At 51.0% G+C, this 15,820-nt stretch carries 13 protein-coding genes; 8 read left to right on the forward strand and 5 right to left on the reverse strand.

Going from position 1 to position 15,820, the window contains the following annotated elements; all coding sequences use genetic code 11:
• Positions 1-25: 25 nt before the first annotated feature.
• The 5 genes from ygfM (at position 26) to ghxQ (ending at position 7,974) form a co-directional block, all read left to right on the forward strand.
• Positions 26-805, forward strand: a complete 780-nt coding sequence (gene ygfM, locus ACJHX7_RS09465) for a molybdopterin-dependent oxidoreductase FAD-binding subunit (protein WP_094030036.1) — start codon at positions 26-28, stop codon at positions 803-805.
• A complete protein-coding gene (locus tag ACJHX7_RS09470; protein ID WP_023141991.1) occupies positions 802-3,672 on the forward strand; it encodes a molybdopterin-dependent oxidoreductase Mo/Fe-S-binding subunit in 2,871 nt (956 codons plus the stop codon). The genes ygfM and ACJHX7_RS09470 overlap by 4 nt, the downstream gene beginning before the upstream one ends.
• 164 nt (positions 3,673-3,836) lie before the next feature.
• A complete protein-coding gene (xanQ, locus tag ACJHX7_RS09475) occupies positions 3,837-5,237 on the forward strand; it encodes a xanthine/proton symporter XanQ (protein WP_001280192.1) in 1,401 nt (466 codons plus the stop codon).
• A gap of 17 nt (positions 5,238-5,254) precedes the next feature.
• Positions 5,255-6,571 carry a guanine deaminase gene (gene guaD / locus ACJHX7_RS09480; protein WP_001295158.1) on the forward strand — a complete coding sequence of 439 codons (1,317 nt, stop codon included), beginning with the start codon at positions 5,255-5,257 and terminating at the stop codon, positions 6,569-6,571.
• Between the two features lie 35 nt (positions 6,572-6,606).
• On the forward strand, positions 6,607-7,974 hold the full coding sequence (ghxQ, locus tag ACJHX7_RS09485; protein ID WP_000012163.1) for a guanine/hypoxanthine transporter GhxQ: 1,368 nt from the start codon (positions 6,607-6,609) through the stop codon (positions 7,972-7,974).
• 35 nt (positions 7,975-8,009) lie between these two features.
• Here the strand turns inward: ghxQ and ACJHX7_RS09490 are convergent, their stop codons facing one another.
• On the reverse strand, positions 8,010-8,498 hold the full coding sequence (locus tag ACJHX7_RS09490; RefSeq protein WP_000838435.1) for a 4Fe-4S dicluster domain-containing protein: 489 nt from the start codon (positions 8,496-8,498) through the stop codon (positions 8,010-8,012).
• Complete coding sequence (gene ygfT, locus ACJHX7_RS09495) at positions 8,498-10,417, reverse strand: formate-dependent uric acid utilization protein YgfT (protein WP_094030037.1); 1,920 nt, start codon at positions 10,415-10,417, stop codon at positions 8,498-8,500. Before ygfT ends, ACJHX7_RS09490 begins: the two co-directional genes overlap by 1 nt.
• Before the next feature lie 435 nt (positions 10,418-10,852).
• Between ygfT and uacT the strand changes: the two genes are divergently transcribed.
• Both uacT and yqfG read left to right on the forward strand, forming a co-directional pair.
• Entirely contained in the window at positions 10,853-12,301 is a 1,449-nt protein-coding gene (gene uacT / locus ACJHX7_RS09500; protein ID WP_001696122.1) for a urate/proton symporter UacT, read from the forward strand.
• A gap of 1 nt (position 12,302) precedes the next feature.
• Positions 12,303-12,428 carry a protein YqfG gene (gene yqfG / locus ACJHX7_RS09505; RefSeq protein ID WP_001050745.1) on the forward strand — a complete coding sequence of 42 codons (126 nt, stop codon included), beginning with the start codon at positions 12,303-12,305 and terminating at the stop codon, positions 12,426-12,428.
• Here yqfG and ACJHX7_RS09510 read toward each other — a convergent pair.
• Positions 12,425-12,496 (reverse strand): protein YqfH, encoded by a 72-nt coding sequence (locus ACJHX7_RS09510; RefSeq protein ID WP_120795390.1) that lies wholly within the window; start codon positions 12,494-12,496, stop codon positions 12,425-12,427. The two genes, yqfG and ACJHX7_RS09510, sit on opposite strands and share 4 nt — an antisense overlap.
• 54 nt (positions 12,497-12,550) lie before the next feature.
• Between ACJHX7_RS09510 and idi the strand changes: the two genes are divergently transcribed.
• Positions 12,551-13,099 carry an isopentenyl-diphosphate Delta-isomerase gene (idi, locus tag ACJHX7_RS09515; RefSeq protein WP_001192794.1) on the forward strand — a complete coding sequence of 183 codons (549 nt, stop codon included), beginning with the start codon at positions 12,551-12,553 and terminating at the stop codon, positions 13,097-13,099.
• A gap of 41 nt (positions 13,100-13,140) precedes the next feature.
• Here idi and lysS read toward each other — a convergent pair whose 3' ends face one another.
• Together lysS and prfB are read right to left on the reverse strand one after the other, a co-directional pair.
• Entirely contained in the window at positions 13,141-14,658 is a 1,518-nt protein-coding gene (gene lysS, locus ACJHX7_RS09520; protein ID WP_000003071.1) for a lysine--tRNA ligase, read from the reverse strand.
• Positions 14,659-14,667: 9 nt separating this feature from the next.
• Positions 14,668-15,766 (reverse strand): peptide chain release factor 2 gene (gene prfB / locus ACJHX7_RS09525; protein WP_001701073.1). Its coding sequence is split into 2 segments (ribosomal slippage): positions 14,668-15,690 and positions 15,692-15,766, totalling 1,098 coding nucleotides; the frame shifts between segments, so codons are not numbered across the junction.
• Positions 15,767-15,820: the final 54 nt, after the last annotated feature.

A 15,820-nucleotide genomic window follows, 5' to 3' on the forward strand; every position in this document is an offset into this window, starting at 1 on the left:
GAAGAGGGGAAATTAAGGAAAGACGATGATTGAACAATTTTTCAGACCCGACTCTGTCGAACAAGCGCTGGAACTGAAGCGCCGCTACCAGGATGAAGCCGTCTGGTTCGCCGGGGGCAGCAAACTCAACGCTACACCAACCCGTACCGATAAAAAGATTGCCATTTCCTTGCAGGATCTGGAGCTGGACTGGATTGACTGGGATAACGGTGCACTACGAATTGGCGCGATGTCTCGCTTGCAAACACTGCGTGATGCACGGTTTATTCCTGCAGCACTGCGTGAGGCTCTCGGCTTTGTCTACTCTCGCCATATTCGTAATCAGTCGACCATTGGTGGTGAAATCGCCGCCCGGCAGGAAGAGTCGGTGCTGCTTCCCGTCCTGCTGGCACTAGATGCCGAACTGGTTTTTGGCAACGGTGAAACTCTGTCAATTGAGGAGTACCTGGCCTGCCCATGCGATCGCCTGCTAACCGAAATCATCATTAAAGATCCGTATCGCACCTGTGCGACTCGCAAAATTAGCCGTTCTCAGGCAGGTTTAACCGTCGTGACGGCAGCCGTTGCAATAACAGACCACGACGGTATGCGAATTGCGCTGGATGGCGTAGCCAGTAAAGCACTGCGTCTGCACGATGTTGAAAAACAAAACCTGGAAGGCGATGCCCTTGAACAGGCTGTCGCCAACGTCATTTTCCCGCAGGAAGATTTGCGGGGCAGCGTGGCCTATAAACGCTATATCACGGGAGTTCTGGTAGCCGACCTGTATGCCGACTGCCAACAGGCTGGGGAGGAAGCCGTATGATCATCCACTTTACTTTAAATGGCGCGCCTCAGGAGCTAACCGTTAATCCAGGCGAAAACGTGCAAAAGCTGTTGTTTAACATGGGAATGCACTCTGTACGCAACAGCGATGATGGATTCGGGTTTGCCGGTTCTGACGCAATTATCTTTAACGGTAATATCGTTAACGCGTCCTTGCTTATTGCCGCACAGTTAGAGAAGGCAGATATTCGTACCGCAGAATCTCTGGGCAAATGGAACGAGTTAAGTCTGGTTCAACAGGCCATGGTTGATGTTGGCGTGGTGCAGTCTGGTTATAACGATCCAGCTGCGGCTCTGATTATCACCGATCTTCTCGATCGCATTGCCGCACCGACCCGCGAAGAGATCGACGACGCGCTTTCTGGTTTGTTCAGCCGCGATGCAGGCTGGCAACAATACTATCAGGTCATTGAACTGGCGGTTGCACGTAAAAATAATCCGCAGGCCACCATTGATATCGCTCCGACTTTCCGTGACGACCTTGAAGTCATTGGTAAGCATTATCCTAAAACTGATGCCGCGAAAATGGTGCAGGCGAAACCCTGCTATGTTGAAGACCGCGTAACGGCTGACGCCTGCGTCATTAAAATGTTACGTAGCCCACACGCTCACGCACTGATTACTCATCTGGATGTCAGCAAAGCTGAAGCCTTACCGGGCGTCGTTCACGTTATTACTCACCTGAATTGCCCAGATATCTACTATACCCCGGGTGGTCAGAGCGCACCGGAACCGTCACCGCTTGACCGCCGTATGTTCGGCAAGAAAATGCGTCACGTCGGCGATCGTGTTGCTGCGGTCGTCGCTGAAAGTGAAGACATTGCGCTCGAAGCATTGAAGCTCATCGACGTTGAATATGAAGTGCTTAAACCGGTAATGTCGATCGACGAAGCAATGGCGGAAGATGCGCCTGTCGTGCACGATGAACCGGTGGTGTATGTTGCTGGTGCGCCAGATACTCTGGAAGATGATAACAGCCATGCAGCCCAGCGCGGCGAGCATATGATCATCAACTTCCCGATCGGTTCTCGCCCACGCAAAAATATCGCTGCCAGTATTCATGGTCATATTGGCGATATGGACAAAGGCTTTGCCGATGCCGATGTGATCATTGAGCGAACCTATAACTCAACGCAGGCACAGCAGTGCCCGACTGAAACACATATCTGCTTTACCCGTATGGACGGTGATCGTCTGGTGATCCACGCCTCCACCCAGGTACCATGGCACTTACGCCGCCAGGTCGCGCGCCTCGTGGGCATGAAACAACATAAAGTTCATGTCATTAAAGAACGTGTAGGCGGCGGTTTTGGTTCCAAACAGGACATCCTGCTGGAAGAAGTGTGCGCCTGGGCAACCTGCGTGACCGGACGTCCGGTACTGTTCCGCTACACCCGTGAAGAAGAGTTTATTGCTAACACCTCTCGCCACGTCGCGAAAGTCACCGTCAAACTGGGCGCGAAAAAAGATGGTCGCCTGACGGCAGTGAAGATGGATTTCCGCGCCAACACGGGCCCTTACGGCAACCACTCACTCACCGTACCGTGTAACGGACCGGCGCTGTCGCTGCCGTTATATCCGTGTGATAACGTCGATTTCCAGGTCACCACCTACTACAGCAACATTTGCCCAAATGGTGCTTATCAGGGTTATGGCGCACCGAAAGGTAACTTCGCTATCACCATGGCATTAGCGGAATTGGCTGAACAGTTACAGATCGACCAACTGGAAATTATCGAACGTAACCGGGTACACGAAGGGCAAGAGCTGAAAATTCTCGGTGCAATCGGTGAAGGTAAAGCGCCGACCTCCGTTCCTTCCGCCGCCAGCTGCGCACTGGAAGAGATCCTGCGTCAGGGTCGCGAGATGATCCAATGGTCTTCACCAAAACCACAAAACGGTGACTGGCACATCGGTCGTGGCGTCGCCATTATCATGCAGAAATCGGGTATCCCGGATATCGATCAGGCTAACTGCATGATCAAACTGGAATCAGACGGTACCTTTATCGTTCATTCTGGCGGTGCGGATATTGGTACTGGTTTGGATACTGTGGTGACGAAACTGGCAGCAGAAGTGCTGCACTGCCCACCGCAGGACGTGCATGTTATCTCTGGTGATACCGATCATGCACTGTTTGATAAAGGCGCATATGCCTCGTCCGGTACTTGCTTCTCGGGTAACGCTGCGCGTTTGGCAGCGGAAAATCTGCGGGAGAAAATCCTGTTCCACGGCGCGCAAATGTTGGGTGAGCCAGTGGCAGATGTTCAACTAGCAACGCCGGGCGTCGTTCGCGGCAAGAAAGGCGAAGTTAGTTTCGGAGAGATAGCCCATAAAGGCGAAACCGGCACCGGCTTTGGTTCACTGGTGGGAACTGGCAGTTATATCACGCCTGATTTCGCCTTCCCGTATGGCGCAAACTTTGCTGAAGTTGCCGTCAACACGCGTACGGGTGAAATCCGCCTGGATAAATTCTACGCCTTGCTGGATTGCGGTACACCGGTCAATCCAGAGTTAGCGTTGGGACAAATCTACGGTGCCACTCTGCGAGCTATCGGCCACAGTATGAGCGAAGAGATCATTTATGACGCCGAAGGTCACCCGTTAACGCGTGATTTACGCAGTTACGGCGCACCGAAAATTGGTGACATTCCGCGTGATTTCCGCGCTGTGCTGGTGCCGAGCGACGATAAAGTCGGCCCGTTCGGGGCGAAATCGATCTCGGAAATCGGTGTAAATGGCGCAGCTCCGGCGATTGCTATCGCAATTCACGATGCATGCGGCATCTGGTTACGCGAATGGCATTTCACACCGGAGAAAATACTCACCGCGCTGGAAAAAATATAAATAATAAATGGCCGCTTCGGCGGCCTGTTTCTCTGTTTGGACGATGACTAAATAGTGACTGCGAAAATGAGATAAGCCGTTCTCAAGGCGTCCTGCGCCCCAAATTCGTGGGAATTTATTTTACTGATTCAGATGATCAAATTTACTTTAAAAGGAGTGAAGGGATGTCTGATATAAACCATGCAGGTTCTGACCTTATATTTGAACTGGAGGATCGCCCTCCCTTTCATCAGGCTCTCGTTGGTGCCATTACCCATCTGTTGGCAATTTTCGTTCCGATGGTAACCCCCGCGTTAATCGTGGGTGCGGCCTTACAGCTTTCCGCTGAAACAACCGCCTATCTGGTTTCTATGGCGATGATCGCCTCTGGTATTGGTACCTGGTTACAAGTAAACCGCTACGGCATCGTCGGTTCTGGTCTTCTCTCAATTCAGTCAGTCAATTTTTCATTTGTTACGGTCATGATTGCGCTGGGCAGCAGCATGAAAAGCGACGGTTTTCACGAAGAGTTAATCATGTCGTCGCTCCTCGGCGTCTCCTTCGTTGGCGCATTTCTGGTTGTCGGATCTTCATTTATCCTGCCCTATTTACGTCGGGTTATTACGCCTACCGTCAGCGGTATTGTGGTACTGATGATCGGCTTAAGCCTGATTAAAGTCGGCATTATCGATTTTGGTGGAGGATTTGCAGCCAAAAGCAGCGGTACGTTCGGCAATTACGAACATCTCGGCGTTGGTTTATTGGTTTTAATTGTGGTGATCGGCTTTAACTGCTGTCGCAGTCCGTTGCTACGCATGGGAGGGATCGCCATTGGGCTATGTGTCGGCTATATCGCATCGTTATGCCTGGGCATGGTGGATTTCAGCAGTATGCGCAATTTGCCGTTAATCACCATCCCGCATCCGTTCAAATACGGCTTTAGTTTTAGCTTCCATCAGTTCCTGGTGGTTGGCACGATTTATCTGCTTAGCGTGCTGGAAGCAGTCGGCGATATCACCGCCACGGCAATGGTTTCCCGCCGCCCCATTCAGGGGGAAGAGTATCAGTCCCGACTGAAAGGCGGCGTGCTGGCAGATGGTCTGGTTTCTGTTATCGCCTCCGCTGTCGGTTCATTACCATTAACCACGTTTGCGCAAAATAATGGGGTTATTCAGATGACTGGCGTCGCTTCACGTTATGTCGGGCGAACCATCGCGGTAATGCTGGTTATCCTCGGCTTGTTTCCGATGATTGGCGGCTTCTTCACAACCATACCCTCGGCAGTTCTGGGAGGCGCAATGACGTTGATGTTTTCCATGATTGCTATCGCTGGGATTCGCATCATCATCACCAACGGTTTAAAGCGCCGAGAAACACTTATTGTCGCCACTTCTTTAGGTTTAGGACTTGGCGTCTCCTACGATCCCGAAATTTTTAAAATATTGCCAGCCTCTATTTATGTATTAGTTGAAAACCCTATTTGTGCTGGCGGGTTAACTGCGATTTTATTAAATATTATCCTCCCTGGTGGCTACCGACAGGAAAACGTTCTGCCTGGTATTACCTCAGCGGAAGAGATGGATTAACAGTAAAGGAGTCAATGATGTCAGGAGAACACACGTTAAAAGCGGTACGAGGCAGTTTTATTGATGTCACCCGTACGGTCGATAACCCGGAAGAGATTGCCTCTGCGCTGCGGTTTATTGAGGATGGTTTATTACTCATTAAACAGGGAAAAGTGGAATGGTTTGGCGAATGGGAAGACGGAAAGCATCAAATTCCTGACACCATTCGCGTGCGCGACTATCGCGGCAAACTGATAGTACCGGGCTTTGTCGATACACATATCCATTATCCGCAAAGTGAAATGGTGGGGGCCTATGGTGAACAATTGCTGGAGTGGTTGAATAAACACACTTTCCCTACTGAACGTCGTTATGAGGATTTAGAGTACGCCCGCGAAATGTCGGCATTCTTCATCAAGCAGCTTTTACGTAACGGAACCACCACGGCGCTGGTGTTTGGCACTGTTCATCCGCAATCCGTTGATGCGCTGTTTGAAGCCGCCAGTCATATCAATATGCGTATGATTGCCGGTAAGGTGATGATGGACCGCAACGCACCGGATTATCTGCTCGACACTGCCGAAAGCAGCTATCACCAAAGCAAAGAACTGATCGAACGCTGGCACAAAAATGGTCGTCTGTTGTATGCGATTACGCCACGCTTCGCCCCTACCTCATCTCCTGAACAGATGGCGATGGCGCAACGCCTGAAAGAAGAATATCCGGATACGTGGGTACATACCCATCTCTGTGAAAACAAAGATGAAATTGCCTGGGTGAAATCGCTTTATCCTGACCATGATGGTTATCTGGATGTTTACCATCAGTACGGCCTGACCGGTAAAAACTGTGTCTTTGCTCACTGCGTCCATCTCGAAGAAAAAGAGTGGGATCGTCTCAGCGAAACCAAATCCAGCATTGCTTTCTGTCCGACCTCCAACCTTTACCTCGGCAGCGGCTTATTCAACTTGAAAAAAGCATGGCAGAAGAAAGTTAAAGTGGGCATGGGAACGGATATCGGTGCCGGAACCACTTTCAACATGCTGCAAACGCTAAACGAAGCCTACAAAGTGTTGCAACTACAAGGCTATCGCCTCTCGGCATATGAAGCATTTTACCTGGCCACGCTCGGCGGAGCGAAATCTCTGGGCCTTGACGATTTGATTGGCAACTTTTTACCTGGCAAAGAGGCTGATTTCGTGGTGATGGAACCCACCGCCACTCCGCTACAGCAGCTGCGCTATGACAACTCTGTTTCTTTAGTCGACAAATTGTTCGTGATGATGACGTTGGGCGATGACCGTTCGATCTACCGCACCTACGTTGATGGTCGTCTGGTGTACGAACGCAACTAATAATAAAACTTTAACATCCTCGTGAGGACATCATTATGTCTGGAGACATCCTACAAACACCGGACGCACCAAAGCCACAGGGCGCGCTGGATAATTATTTTAAAATTACCGCTCGTGGCAGTACCGTTCGTCAGGAAGTACTGGCTGGCTTAACGACCTTTCTGGCCATGGTTTATTCCGTTATCGTTGTTCCGGGAATGCTGGGCAAAGCAGGTTTTCCTCCCGCAGCTGTGTTTGTTGCCACCTGTCTGGTCGCGGGCTTCGGCTCGTTGCTGATGGGGTTATGGGCCAATTTGCCAATGGCGATTGGTTGCGCGATTTCCCTGACGGCGTTTACCGCATTCAGTCTGGTACTCGGGCAACAAATTAGCGTTCCTGTCGCACTGGGCGCGGTCTTTCTGATGGGCGTCATCTTCACCGCCATTTCCGTAACCGGTGTGCGTACCTGGATCTTACGTAATTTACCGATGGGGATAGCTCACGGTACAGGTATCGGTATCGGCCTGTTTCTGCTGCTGATTGCTGCTAACGGTGTGGGAATGGTTATCAAAAACCCGATTGAAGGCTTGCCAGTGGCGCTCGGTGCGTTTACCTCCTTCCCGGTGATGATGAGCTTACTGGGGCTGGCGGTCATCTTCGGTCTGGAAAAGTGCCGCGTACCCGGCGGGATCTTGTTGGTGATTATTGCCATCTCGATCATCGGCTTAATCTTTGATCCAGCGGTGAAATACCACGGTCTGGTGGCGATGCCAAGCCTGACTGGCGAAGATGGTAAGTCTCTGATTTTCAGCCTCGATATTATGGGCGCACTCCAGCCAACTGTACTTCCGAGTGTACTGGCATTGGTGATGACCGCAGTGTTCGACGCCACTGGCACCATCCGTGCCGTCGCCGGTCAGGCGAATTTGTTGGATAAAGACAACCAGATCATCAACGGCGGCAAAGCCCTGACCAGTGACTCAGTAAGTTCAATATTCTCCGGCCTGGTGGGCGCAGCGCCCGCAGCGGTTTATATCGAATCAGCGGCAGGAACCGCCGCCGGGGGTAAAACAGGGTTAACCGCAACCGTAGTGGGGGCGTTATTCCTGCTGATTCTGTTCTTATCACCGCTGTCATTTTTGATCCCTGGTTACGCCACTGCACCCGCTCTGATGTACGTAGGTTTGCTGATGTTAAGTAACGTCTCGAAGCTGGATTTCAATGATTTTATTGACGCTATGGCTGGCCTGGTGTGTGCCGTGTTCATCGTTCTGACTTGTAATATCGTTACCGGTATTATGCTGGGCTTTGTGACACTGGTCGTAGGCCGCGTCTTTGCACGCGAATGGCAAAAGCTGAATATTGGTACGGTGATCATTACTGCCGCACTGGTCGCATTTTACGCGGGTGGTTGGGCAATCTAATAGATTCTCCGCGCCTTTCAGCGCGGAGATTTCTTTCACAGAGGATTCTCACCGCTGGCAACAATACGCTGCTGGCGGACTCGCCTGAGTTCTCTTTCAGTAAGCAACTGCAGCGCCTGTGTTGGGCAAGATTCAACGCAGGCTGGCCCCTCTTCCCGCTGTTCACAGAGATCGCATTTCACGATTTGTTGCCGGGTATCCCCCGGCAACGACTGAATGGTGATCATTCCAAACGGGCACGCACTGACGCAACTCTGACAGCCAATACAACGGGCAGAATTGGTCTGCACCACCTGCTCGCCCATCGTCAGCGCCCCCACGGGGCAAGCGCTAACACAAGGGGCGTTTTCACACTGATGGCACATCACCGGCGCACTGATGCTGTCCAGTCGCTGTACCTTCAGCCGGGGTAAAAAGACATCGGCATTCAACTCCTGTTCTGAAGGGTGAGCGACCACACAGGCTACTTCACAAGTACGGCAGCCAATACAGTCAGCCGGATTAACGATAATTAACGATTTCATCACGATGCCTTCGTATCAAACAGAGTTAACATATCGCGCGCCGCCTGCCTTCCTGCGACCATTGCAGTGACAACCAGATCCGCGCCATGAACAGCATCACCACCAGCAAAGACTTTTTTCAGATGCGTCTGGGTAGGTAAATACCCGACGTCACCGGTTTGAATCAGGCCCCATTTATCGAGTTTAATTCCGCTGCCCTGCAACCACGGCATGGCATGCGCCTGGAAACCAAAGGCCATAATGAGAACATCGGCGGGCAATTCAAACTCTGAACCCGCTACCGGACGAGGACGACGGCGACCATCCGGCCCCGGCTCACCCATGGCGGTACGAATCAGGCCCACCGCAGTTAAACGCCCATCTTCGTCACAAGCGATATATTGCGGCTGAACATTGAATTGAAACTCGACACCTTCCTCGCGCGCATTGACCACCTCTTTGCGCGAGCCCGGCATACTGACTTCATCACGACGATACGCGCAGGTCACGCTGGCGGCATTGAGGCGGATGGAAGTCCGCAAACAATCCATGGTCGTATCGCCACCGCCCAATACCACGACTCGCTTACCTTCCACATCCGTCAGCGGATACTCTTCAGACTCCGGCAACCCCATGAGCTGGCGGGTATGGGCAGTCAGGAACGGTAGAGCCTGAATGACACCGGGCGCATCTTCATGCGGCAGATCTGCTCGCATCATCCCGTAAGTCCCCACGCCGATGAAAACTGCATCATATTCAGAAGTTAAATCGCCAAAGGTAATATCGCGGCCAATTTCACAGTTAAGATGAAAGTCGATTCCCATTGCGGTGAATATCTCTCGCCGCTGGCTTAATACCGTTTTATCGAGTTTGAAAGGAGGAATGCCAAAAGTCAGCATACCGCCAATTTCTGGATGGCGATCAAAGACATCAACCTGAACTCCCGCGCGCGCCAGAATATCAGCACACCCTAATCCTGCAGGTCCAGCGCCAATCACCGCCACTTTTTCGCTACGGGGAACAACTTTGCTGACATCGGGACGCCAGCCCATCGCCAGCGCGGTATCGGTGATGTAGCGTTCCAGATTCCCGATAGAGACTGCGCCAGAGTGATCTTTCAAAGTACATGCGCCTTCACAAAGACGGTCCTGTGGGCATACCCTGCCGCAGATTTCTGGTAAGGAACTGGTCTGGTGGCAAAGTTCTGCCGCTTCAATAATCTTTCCTTCCTGTACCAGACGGATGTAATCCGGAATAGCGTTATGCAGCGGGCAATGCCAGTTGCAGTTAGCTTTTTCGGCGCAATAAACACAGCGGTCACTCTCATAAGTCGCTTGTTGTGGATCCAGCCCGTAATAGATTTCGCCAAAGTGGGTTTTCCGTTCACTCGCTGAAATTTTATCTGCGCCTTTACGCGAGTTAACGGGGAGCAACGCTGCACTGCGAGATGGCTGAGCGTCTGATGACGCTTTTCCTGCTGCCGTTTTGCGCTGGCGGGCCACCTTTATCTGCTGCAACCCTTTATCGTCCATCAGCCGTAACGCCTGTGTTGGGCAGACTTCAATACAGGCTTGCGTGCCGGAACTGCGCTGGTTACAAAGGTCGCATTTCTGCGCAATCGTATCGACCATCTCAACGACGCCAAAGGGGCAAGCGATTGCGCATCTTTTACAACCAATACATTTTTGCTCGTCCAGTTGTACGCTATCGGGCTGGAAAGTCAGAGCATTAACCGGACAAGCCGTAACGCAAGGGGCATTGTTGCAGTGATGGCAGGCCACCGGATTCGCAGCCTGGCCTTTCCCTACAACGTGGATACGCGGTCGAAAGTCACTGTGACTCAGCGGCCAGTTTTCTTGATTATGTGCCATCGCACAGGCAATTTCACAAGCATGACAGCCTATACATTCCGCAGCTTCAGCAGCGATAAACTTATTCATTTGCATCCCTTTCATTTAATGAGTTATGTCTTCTCAAATTTCGCGATGCAATAAACGGGCATATATTAGGTAGCATGGCCGATTTAATTATAATTTTGCGACTGAGTTCAAATTATTGCCCCTCAATCTATGCAGCTTTCATTATTTCAACATTGCCGATCAAAAGAATGCTATCCAGATAAAAACGATTAAATGCGAGAGTGCGACATGCCAGAATGATTAATGAAATATCAATATGAGAAAATTACAGATAATTCCATTGTCAGGTTCTCTTCTCATTTTCGTGGTTTAACCACGATTATGTGATTGCCTCCGCAATTCCTGTCTCTAACTCCCCTTCCTCGCAAAAACTGGCACTCCACGAGCATGTGTTTAGACAGTTTCATGAACGTAAACGGTTGCTTTTTACTCTGGCGGGCGAAAGGAGAAACACTGATGAGCGCCATAGATTCCCAACTTCCCTCATCTTCAGGGCAAGACCGCCCAACTGATGAGGTTGACCGCATATTATCACCAGGAAAGCTGATCATACTCGGTCTGCAACACGTCCTTGTCATGTACGCAGGTGCAGTCGCTGTTCCTCTTATGATTGGCGACAGGCTTGGCCTCTCCAAAGAAGCTATTGCGATGCTCATTAGCTCGGATCTCTTTTGCTGCGGGATCGTCACATTATTGCAATGTATCGGTATCGGCCGCTTTATGGGGATCCGCCTGCCGGTGATTATGTCGGTGACCTTCGCCGCTGTAACACCAATGATAGCCATTGGGATGAACCCGGATATCGGCCTGCTGGGGATATTTGGTGCCACTATCGCCGCGGGTTTTATCACCACATTATTAGCGCCACTTATCGGTCGCTTGATGCCTTTATTCCCGCCACTGGTTACCGGTGTGGTGATTACTTCTATCGGACTTAGCATCATTCAGGTGGGTATTGACTGGGCCGCCGGAGGTAAAGGGAATCCGCAATATGGTAATCCCGTTTATTTAGGTATCTCCTTTGCTGTCTTAATTTTTATCTTGCTCATTACTCGCTATGCGAAAGGATTTATGTCCAACGTCGCCGTATTACTGGGGATTGTATTTGGCTTTTTACTTTCGTGGATGATGAATGAAGTCAATTTATCCGGGCTACATGATGCCTCGTGGTTTGCGATTGTCACGCCGATGTCATTTGGTATGCCGATTTTCGATCCCGTTTCCATTCTGACCATGACTGCCGTGTTAATCATCGTGTTTATCGAGTCGATGGGGATGTTCCTGGCACTGGGTGAAATAGTCGGTCGTAAACTCTCTTCGCACGATATTATTCGCGGGCTGCGTGTCGATGGCGTAGGGACAATGATAGGCGGAACGTTTAACAGCTTCCCCCACACCTCATTTTCACAAAACGTTGGCCTGGTTAGCGTGACGCGCGTTCATAGCCGCTGGGTGTGTATTTCTTCGGGAATTATATTAATCATGTTTGGCATGGTGCCAAAAATGGCGGTGCTGGTCGCCTCCATTCCGCAATTTGTGCTGGGCGGTGCTGGGCTGGTGATGTTCGGCATGGTACTGGCGACAGGGATTCGAATTCTGTCGCGCTGTAACTACACCACCAACCGTTACAACCTCTATATTGTGGCGATCAGTCTCGGCGTTGGCATGACTCCGACGCTCTCTCACGATTTCTTTTCTAAGTTACCGGCCGTACTGCAACCGTTGCTGCATAGCGGCATTATGCTCGCAACCCTTAGCGCCGTTGTGCTGAACGTCTTCTTTAATGGCTATCAGCATCATGCTGATCTGGTGAAGGAATCCGTCTCTGATAAAGATTTAAAAGTCAGGACAGTACGTATGTGGCTTCTGATGCGCAAGCTGAAGAAAAATGAGCATGGAGAATAATATGAATCTTTTAATGCGCGCTATATTCAGTCTGTTGTTGCTTTTTACTCTCTCTATTCCTGTCATTTCTGACTGTGTTGCAATGGCCATTGAAAGTCGCTTCAAATATATGATGCTGCTTTTTTAAATGGTTTTTACCTGTCGACATCCGCTCAAAACGGGCGGTTGTCGATAAACGCTCACTTGGTTAATCATTTCACTCTTCAATTATCTATAATGATGAGTGATTAGAATTACATGTGAGAAATTATGCAAACGGAACACGTCATTTTATTGAATGCACAGGGAGTTCCCACGGGTACGCTGGAAAAGTATGCCGCACACACGGCAGACACTCTCTTACATCTCGCGTTCTCCAGTTGGCTGTTTAATGCCAAAGGGCAATTATTAGTTACCCGCCGCGCACTGAGCAAAAAAGCGTGGCCTGGCGTGTGGACTAACTCGGTTTGTGGGCACCCACAACTGGGAGAAAGCAACGAAGACGCGGTGATCCGCCGTTGCCGTTATGAGCTTGGCGTGGAAATTACGCCTCCTGAATCTATCTATCCTGACTTTCGCTACCGCGCCACCGATCCGAGTGGCATTGTGGAAAATGAAGTGTGTCCGGTATTTGCCGCACGCACGACCAGTGCTTTACAGATCAATGATGATGAAGTGATGGATTATCAATGGTGTGATTTAGCAGATGTATTACACGGTATTGATGCCACGCCGTGGGCGTTCAGTCCGTGGATGGTGATGCAGGCAGCCAATAGTGAAGCAAGAAAATTGTTGTCTGCTTTCGCGCAGCACAATTAAAAACCCCGACATTTGCCGGGGTTATGAGCATAACGTAATGCTTATTTTACCGGACGCATCGCCGGGAACAGAATAACGTCGCGGATGGTATGGCTGTTGGTGAACAGCATTACCATACGGTCGATACCAATTCCCAGACCTGCTGTCGGCGGTAAGCCATGTTCCAGTGCGGTGACATAATCTTCGTCGTAGAACATCGCTTCGTCGTCACCTGCATCTTTCGCGGCAACCTGATCCAGGAAGCGCTGCGCCTGATCTTCCGCGTCATTCAGCTCGCTAAAGCCGTTACCGATTTCACGCCCACCAATGAAGAACTCAAAGCGGTCTGTGATTTCCGGGTTAACGTCGTTACGACGCGCCAGAGGAGAAACTTCTGCCGGATATTCAGTAATGAAGGTCGGCTGGATCAGATGTGCTTCTGCCACTTCTTCGAAGATCTCGGTAACGATACGGCCCAGACCCCAGCTCTTCTCAACGTGGATGCCGATAGATTCAGCAATCGCTTTCGCAGAGTCGAAGTTGTCCAGATCCGCCATGTCAGTTTCCGGGCGATATTTCTTGATCGCTTCACGCATGGTCAGTTTTTCGAACGGTTTACCGAAGTCCAGCGTTACGTCACCGTAGGTCACTTCCGTCTTACCGAGAATATCCTGTGCCAGAGTACGGAACAGCGATTCGGTCAGCTCGATCAGATCTTTGTAATCTGCGTAAGCCATATAGAGTTCCATCATGGTGAACTCTGGGTTATGACGTACGGAAATACCTTCGTTACGGAAGTTACGGTTGATTTCGAATACACGCTCGAAGCCACCGACCACCAGACGCTTGAGGTACAGTTCCGGCGCGATACGCAGGTACATGTCGAGATCCAGCGCGTTATGGTGAGTGATAAACGGACGCGCAGCGGCACCGCCAGGGATCACCTGCATCATCGGCGTTTCAACTTCCATAAAGCCGCGGTTCACCATGAACTGGCGAATACCAGAGAGGATCTGCGAGCGCACTTTAAAGGTGTTGCGGGATTCATCGTTAGAGATGAGATCCAGATAACGCTGACGATAGCGCGCTTCCTGGTCCTGCAAGCCGTGGAATTTGTCCGGCAGCGGACGCAGTGCTTTGGTCAGCAGACGCAGCTCGGTACAGTGGATAGACAGTTCGCCGGTTTTGGTTTTGAACAGTTTACCTTTCGCGCCGAGGATATCGCCGAGGTCCCATTTTTTGAACTGCTCGTTGTAAACGCCTTCCGGCAGATCGTCACGGGCAACGTACAGCTGAATGCGACCGCCAACGTCCTGCAGGGTAACGAAAGACGCTTTACCCATAATACGACGGGTCATCATGCGGCCAGCAACGGCGACTTCGATGTTCAGCGCTTCCAGTTCTTCGTTCTCTTTACCGTCGAATTCTGCGTGCAATTGGTCAGAGGTATGATCGCGACGGAAATCGTTCGGGAAGGCAATCCCCTGCTCACGCAGGTTCGCCAGCTTCTCACGACGCGTTTTCAATTCATTGTTAAGATCGACTACCGCGTCAGCGCCCTGTGCGTGTTGTTCAGACATGTTGGTTCCTCATAACCCTGCTTTCAAACTTGCTTCGATAAATTGATCCAGGCTGCCGTCCAGCACGGCCTGCGTGTTGCGGGTTTCTACCCCGGTACGCAGATCTTTAATGCGGGAGTCATCAAGGACATAAGAACGAATCTGGCTGCCCCAGCCGATGTCGGATTTGTTATCTTCCATCGCCTGTTTCTCGGCATTTTTCTTCTGCATCTCCAGTTCATAAAGCTTCGCTTTCATCTGCTTCATGGCCTGGTCTTTGTTCTTGTGCTGGGAACGGTCGTTCTGGCACTGGGTCACGATCCCAGTTGGGATGTGAGTAATACGCACCGCAGATTCGGTACGGTTAACGTGCTGACCGCCCGCGCCGGATGCGCGATAAACGTCGATGCGCAGATCCGCCGGATTGATTTCGATATCGATATCATCATCAACTTCCGGGTAAACAAACGCGGAGCTGAACGACGTGTGGCGACGACCGCCGGAGTCAAACGGGCTCTTACGCACCAGGCGGTGAACGCCGGTTTCTGTACGCAGCCAGCCATAAGCGTAATCGCCGGAGATTTTGATCGTCACGGATTTAATACCCGCCACTTCACCTTCCGACTCTTCGATGATTTCAGTTTTGAAACCACGCGATTCTGCCCAGCGCAGATACATACGCTCAAGCATGCTCGCCCAGTCCTGTGCTTCCGTACCGCCAGAGCCTGCCTGAATATCGAGGTAGCAGTCGGCGCTGTCATATTCGCCAGAGAACATACGGCGGAACTCAAGCTGCGCCAGTTTTTCTTCCAGGGCGTCGAGTTCAGCAACGGCTTCGTTAAAGGTTTCTTCGTCGTCAGCTTCTACAGCCAGTTCCAGCAGACCAGAAACATCTTCCAGCCCCTGTTTCATTTGGTCGAGGGTGTCGACAACGGCTTCGAGGGAGGAACGCTCTTTACCCAGCGCCTGTGCGCGTTCGGGTTCGTTCCAGACATCCGGCTGTTCCAGCTCGGCGTTTACTTCTTCCAGACGCTCTTTCTTGGCGTCATAGTCAAAGATACCCCCTAAGAACGTCGGAGCGTTCCGTGAGGTCCTGAATGCGATTATTTACCGGATTAATTTCAAACATGGTCTGATTTCTTTTATTGAGCTAGTCAAAATGCGGTGATAAGAGCGGGATTGT

It is taken from the genome of Escherichia sp. WS1451, assembly GCF_046487365.1.
Lineage (GTDB): Bacteria > Pseudomonadota > Gammaproteobacteria > Enterobacterales > Enterobacteriaceae > Escherichia > Escherichia coli.

What these genes read in the sequence shown, in the direction of transcription:
- uacT (WP_001696122.1), top strand. Translation starts at nt 10,853, where the DNA reads ATGAGCGCCATAGATTCCCAACTTCCCTCATCTTCAGGGCAAGACCGC.
- idi (WP_001192794.1), top strand. Translation starts at nt 12,551, where the DNA reads ATGCAAACGGAACACGTCATTTTATTGAATGCACAGGGAGTTCCCACG.
- ygfM (WP_094030036.1), top strand. Translation starts at nt 26, where the DNA reads ATGATTGAACAATTTTTCAGACCCGACTCTGTCGAACAAGCGCTGGAA.
- xanQ (WP_001280192.1), top strand. Translation starts at nt 3,837, where the DNA reads ATGTCTGATATAAACCATGCAGGTTCTGACCTTATATTTGAACTGGAG.
- lysS (WP_000003071.1), bottom strand. Translation starts at nt 14,658, where the DNA reads ATGTCTGAACAACACGCACAGGGCGCTGACGCGGTAGTCGATCTTAAC.
- yqfG (WP_001050745.1), top strand. Translation starts at nt 12,303, where the DNA reads ATGAATCTTTTAATGCGCGCTATATTCAGTCTGTTGTTGCTTTTTACT.
- guaD (WP_001295158.1), top strand. Translation starts at nt 5,255, where the DNA reads ATGTCAGGAGAACACACGTTAAAAGCGGTACGAGGCAGTTTTATTGAT.
- ghxQ (WP_000012163.1), top strand. Translation starts at nt 6,607, where the DNA reads ATGTCTGGAGACATCCTACAAACACCGGACGCACCAAAGCCACAGGGC.
- ACJHX7_RS09490 (WP_000838435.1), bottom strand. Translation starts at nt 8,498, where the DNA reads ATGAAATCGTTAATTATCGTTAATCCGGCTGACTGTATTGGCTGCCGT.
- ACJHX7_RS09470 (WP_023141991.1), top strand. Translation starts at nt 802, where the DNA reads ATGATCATCCACTTTACTTTAAATGGCGCGCCTCAGGAGCTAACCGTT.
- ygfT (WP_094030037.1), bottom strand. Translation starts at nt 10,417, where the DNA reads ATGAATAAGTTTATCGCTGCTGAAGCTGCGGAATGTATAGGCTGTCAT.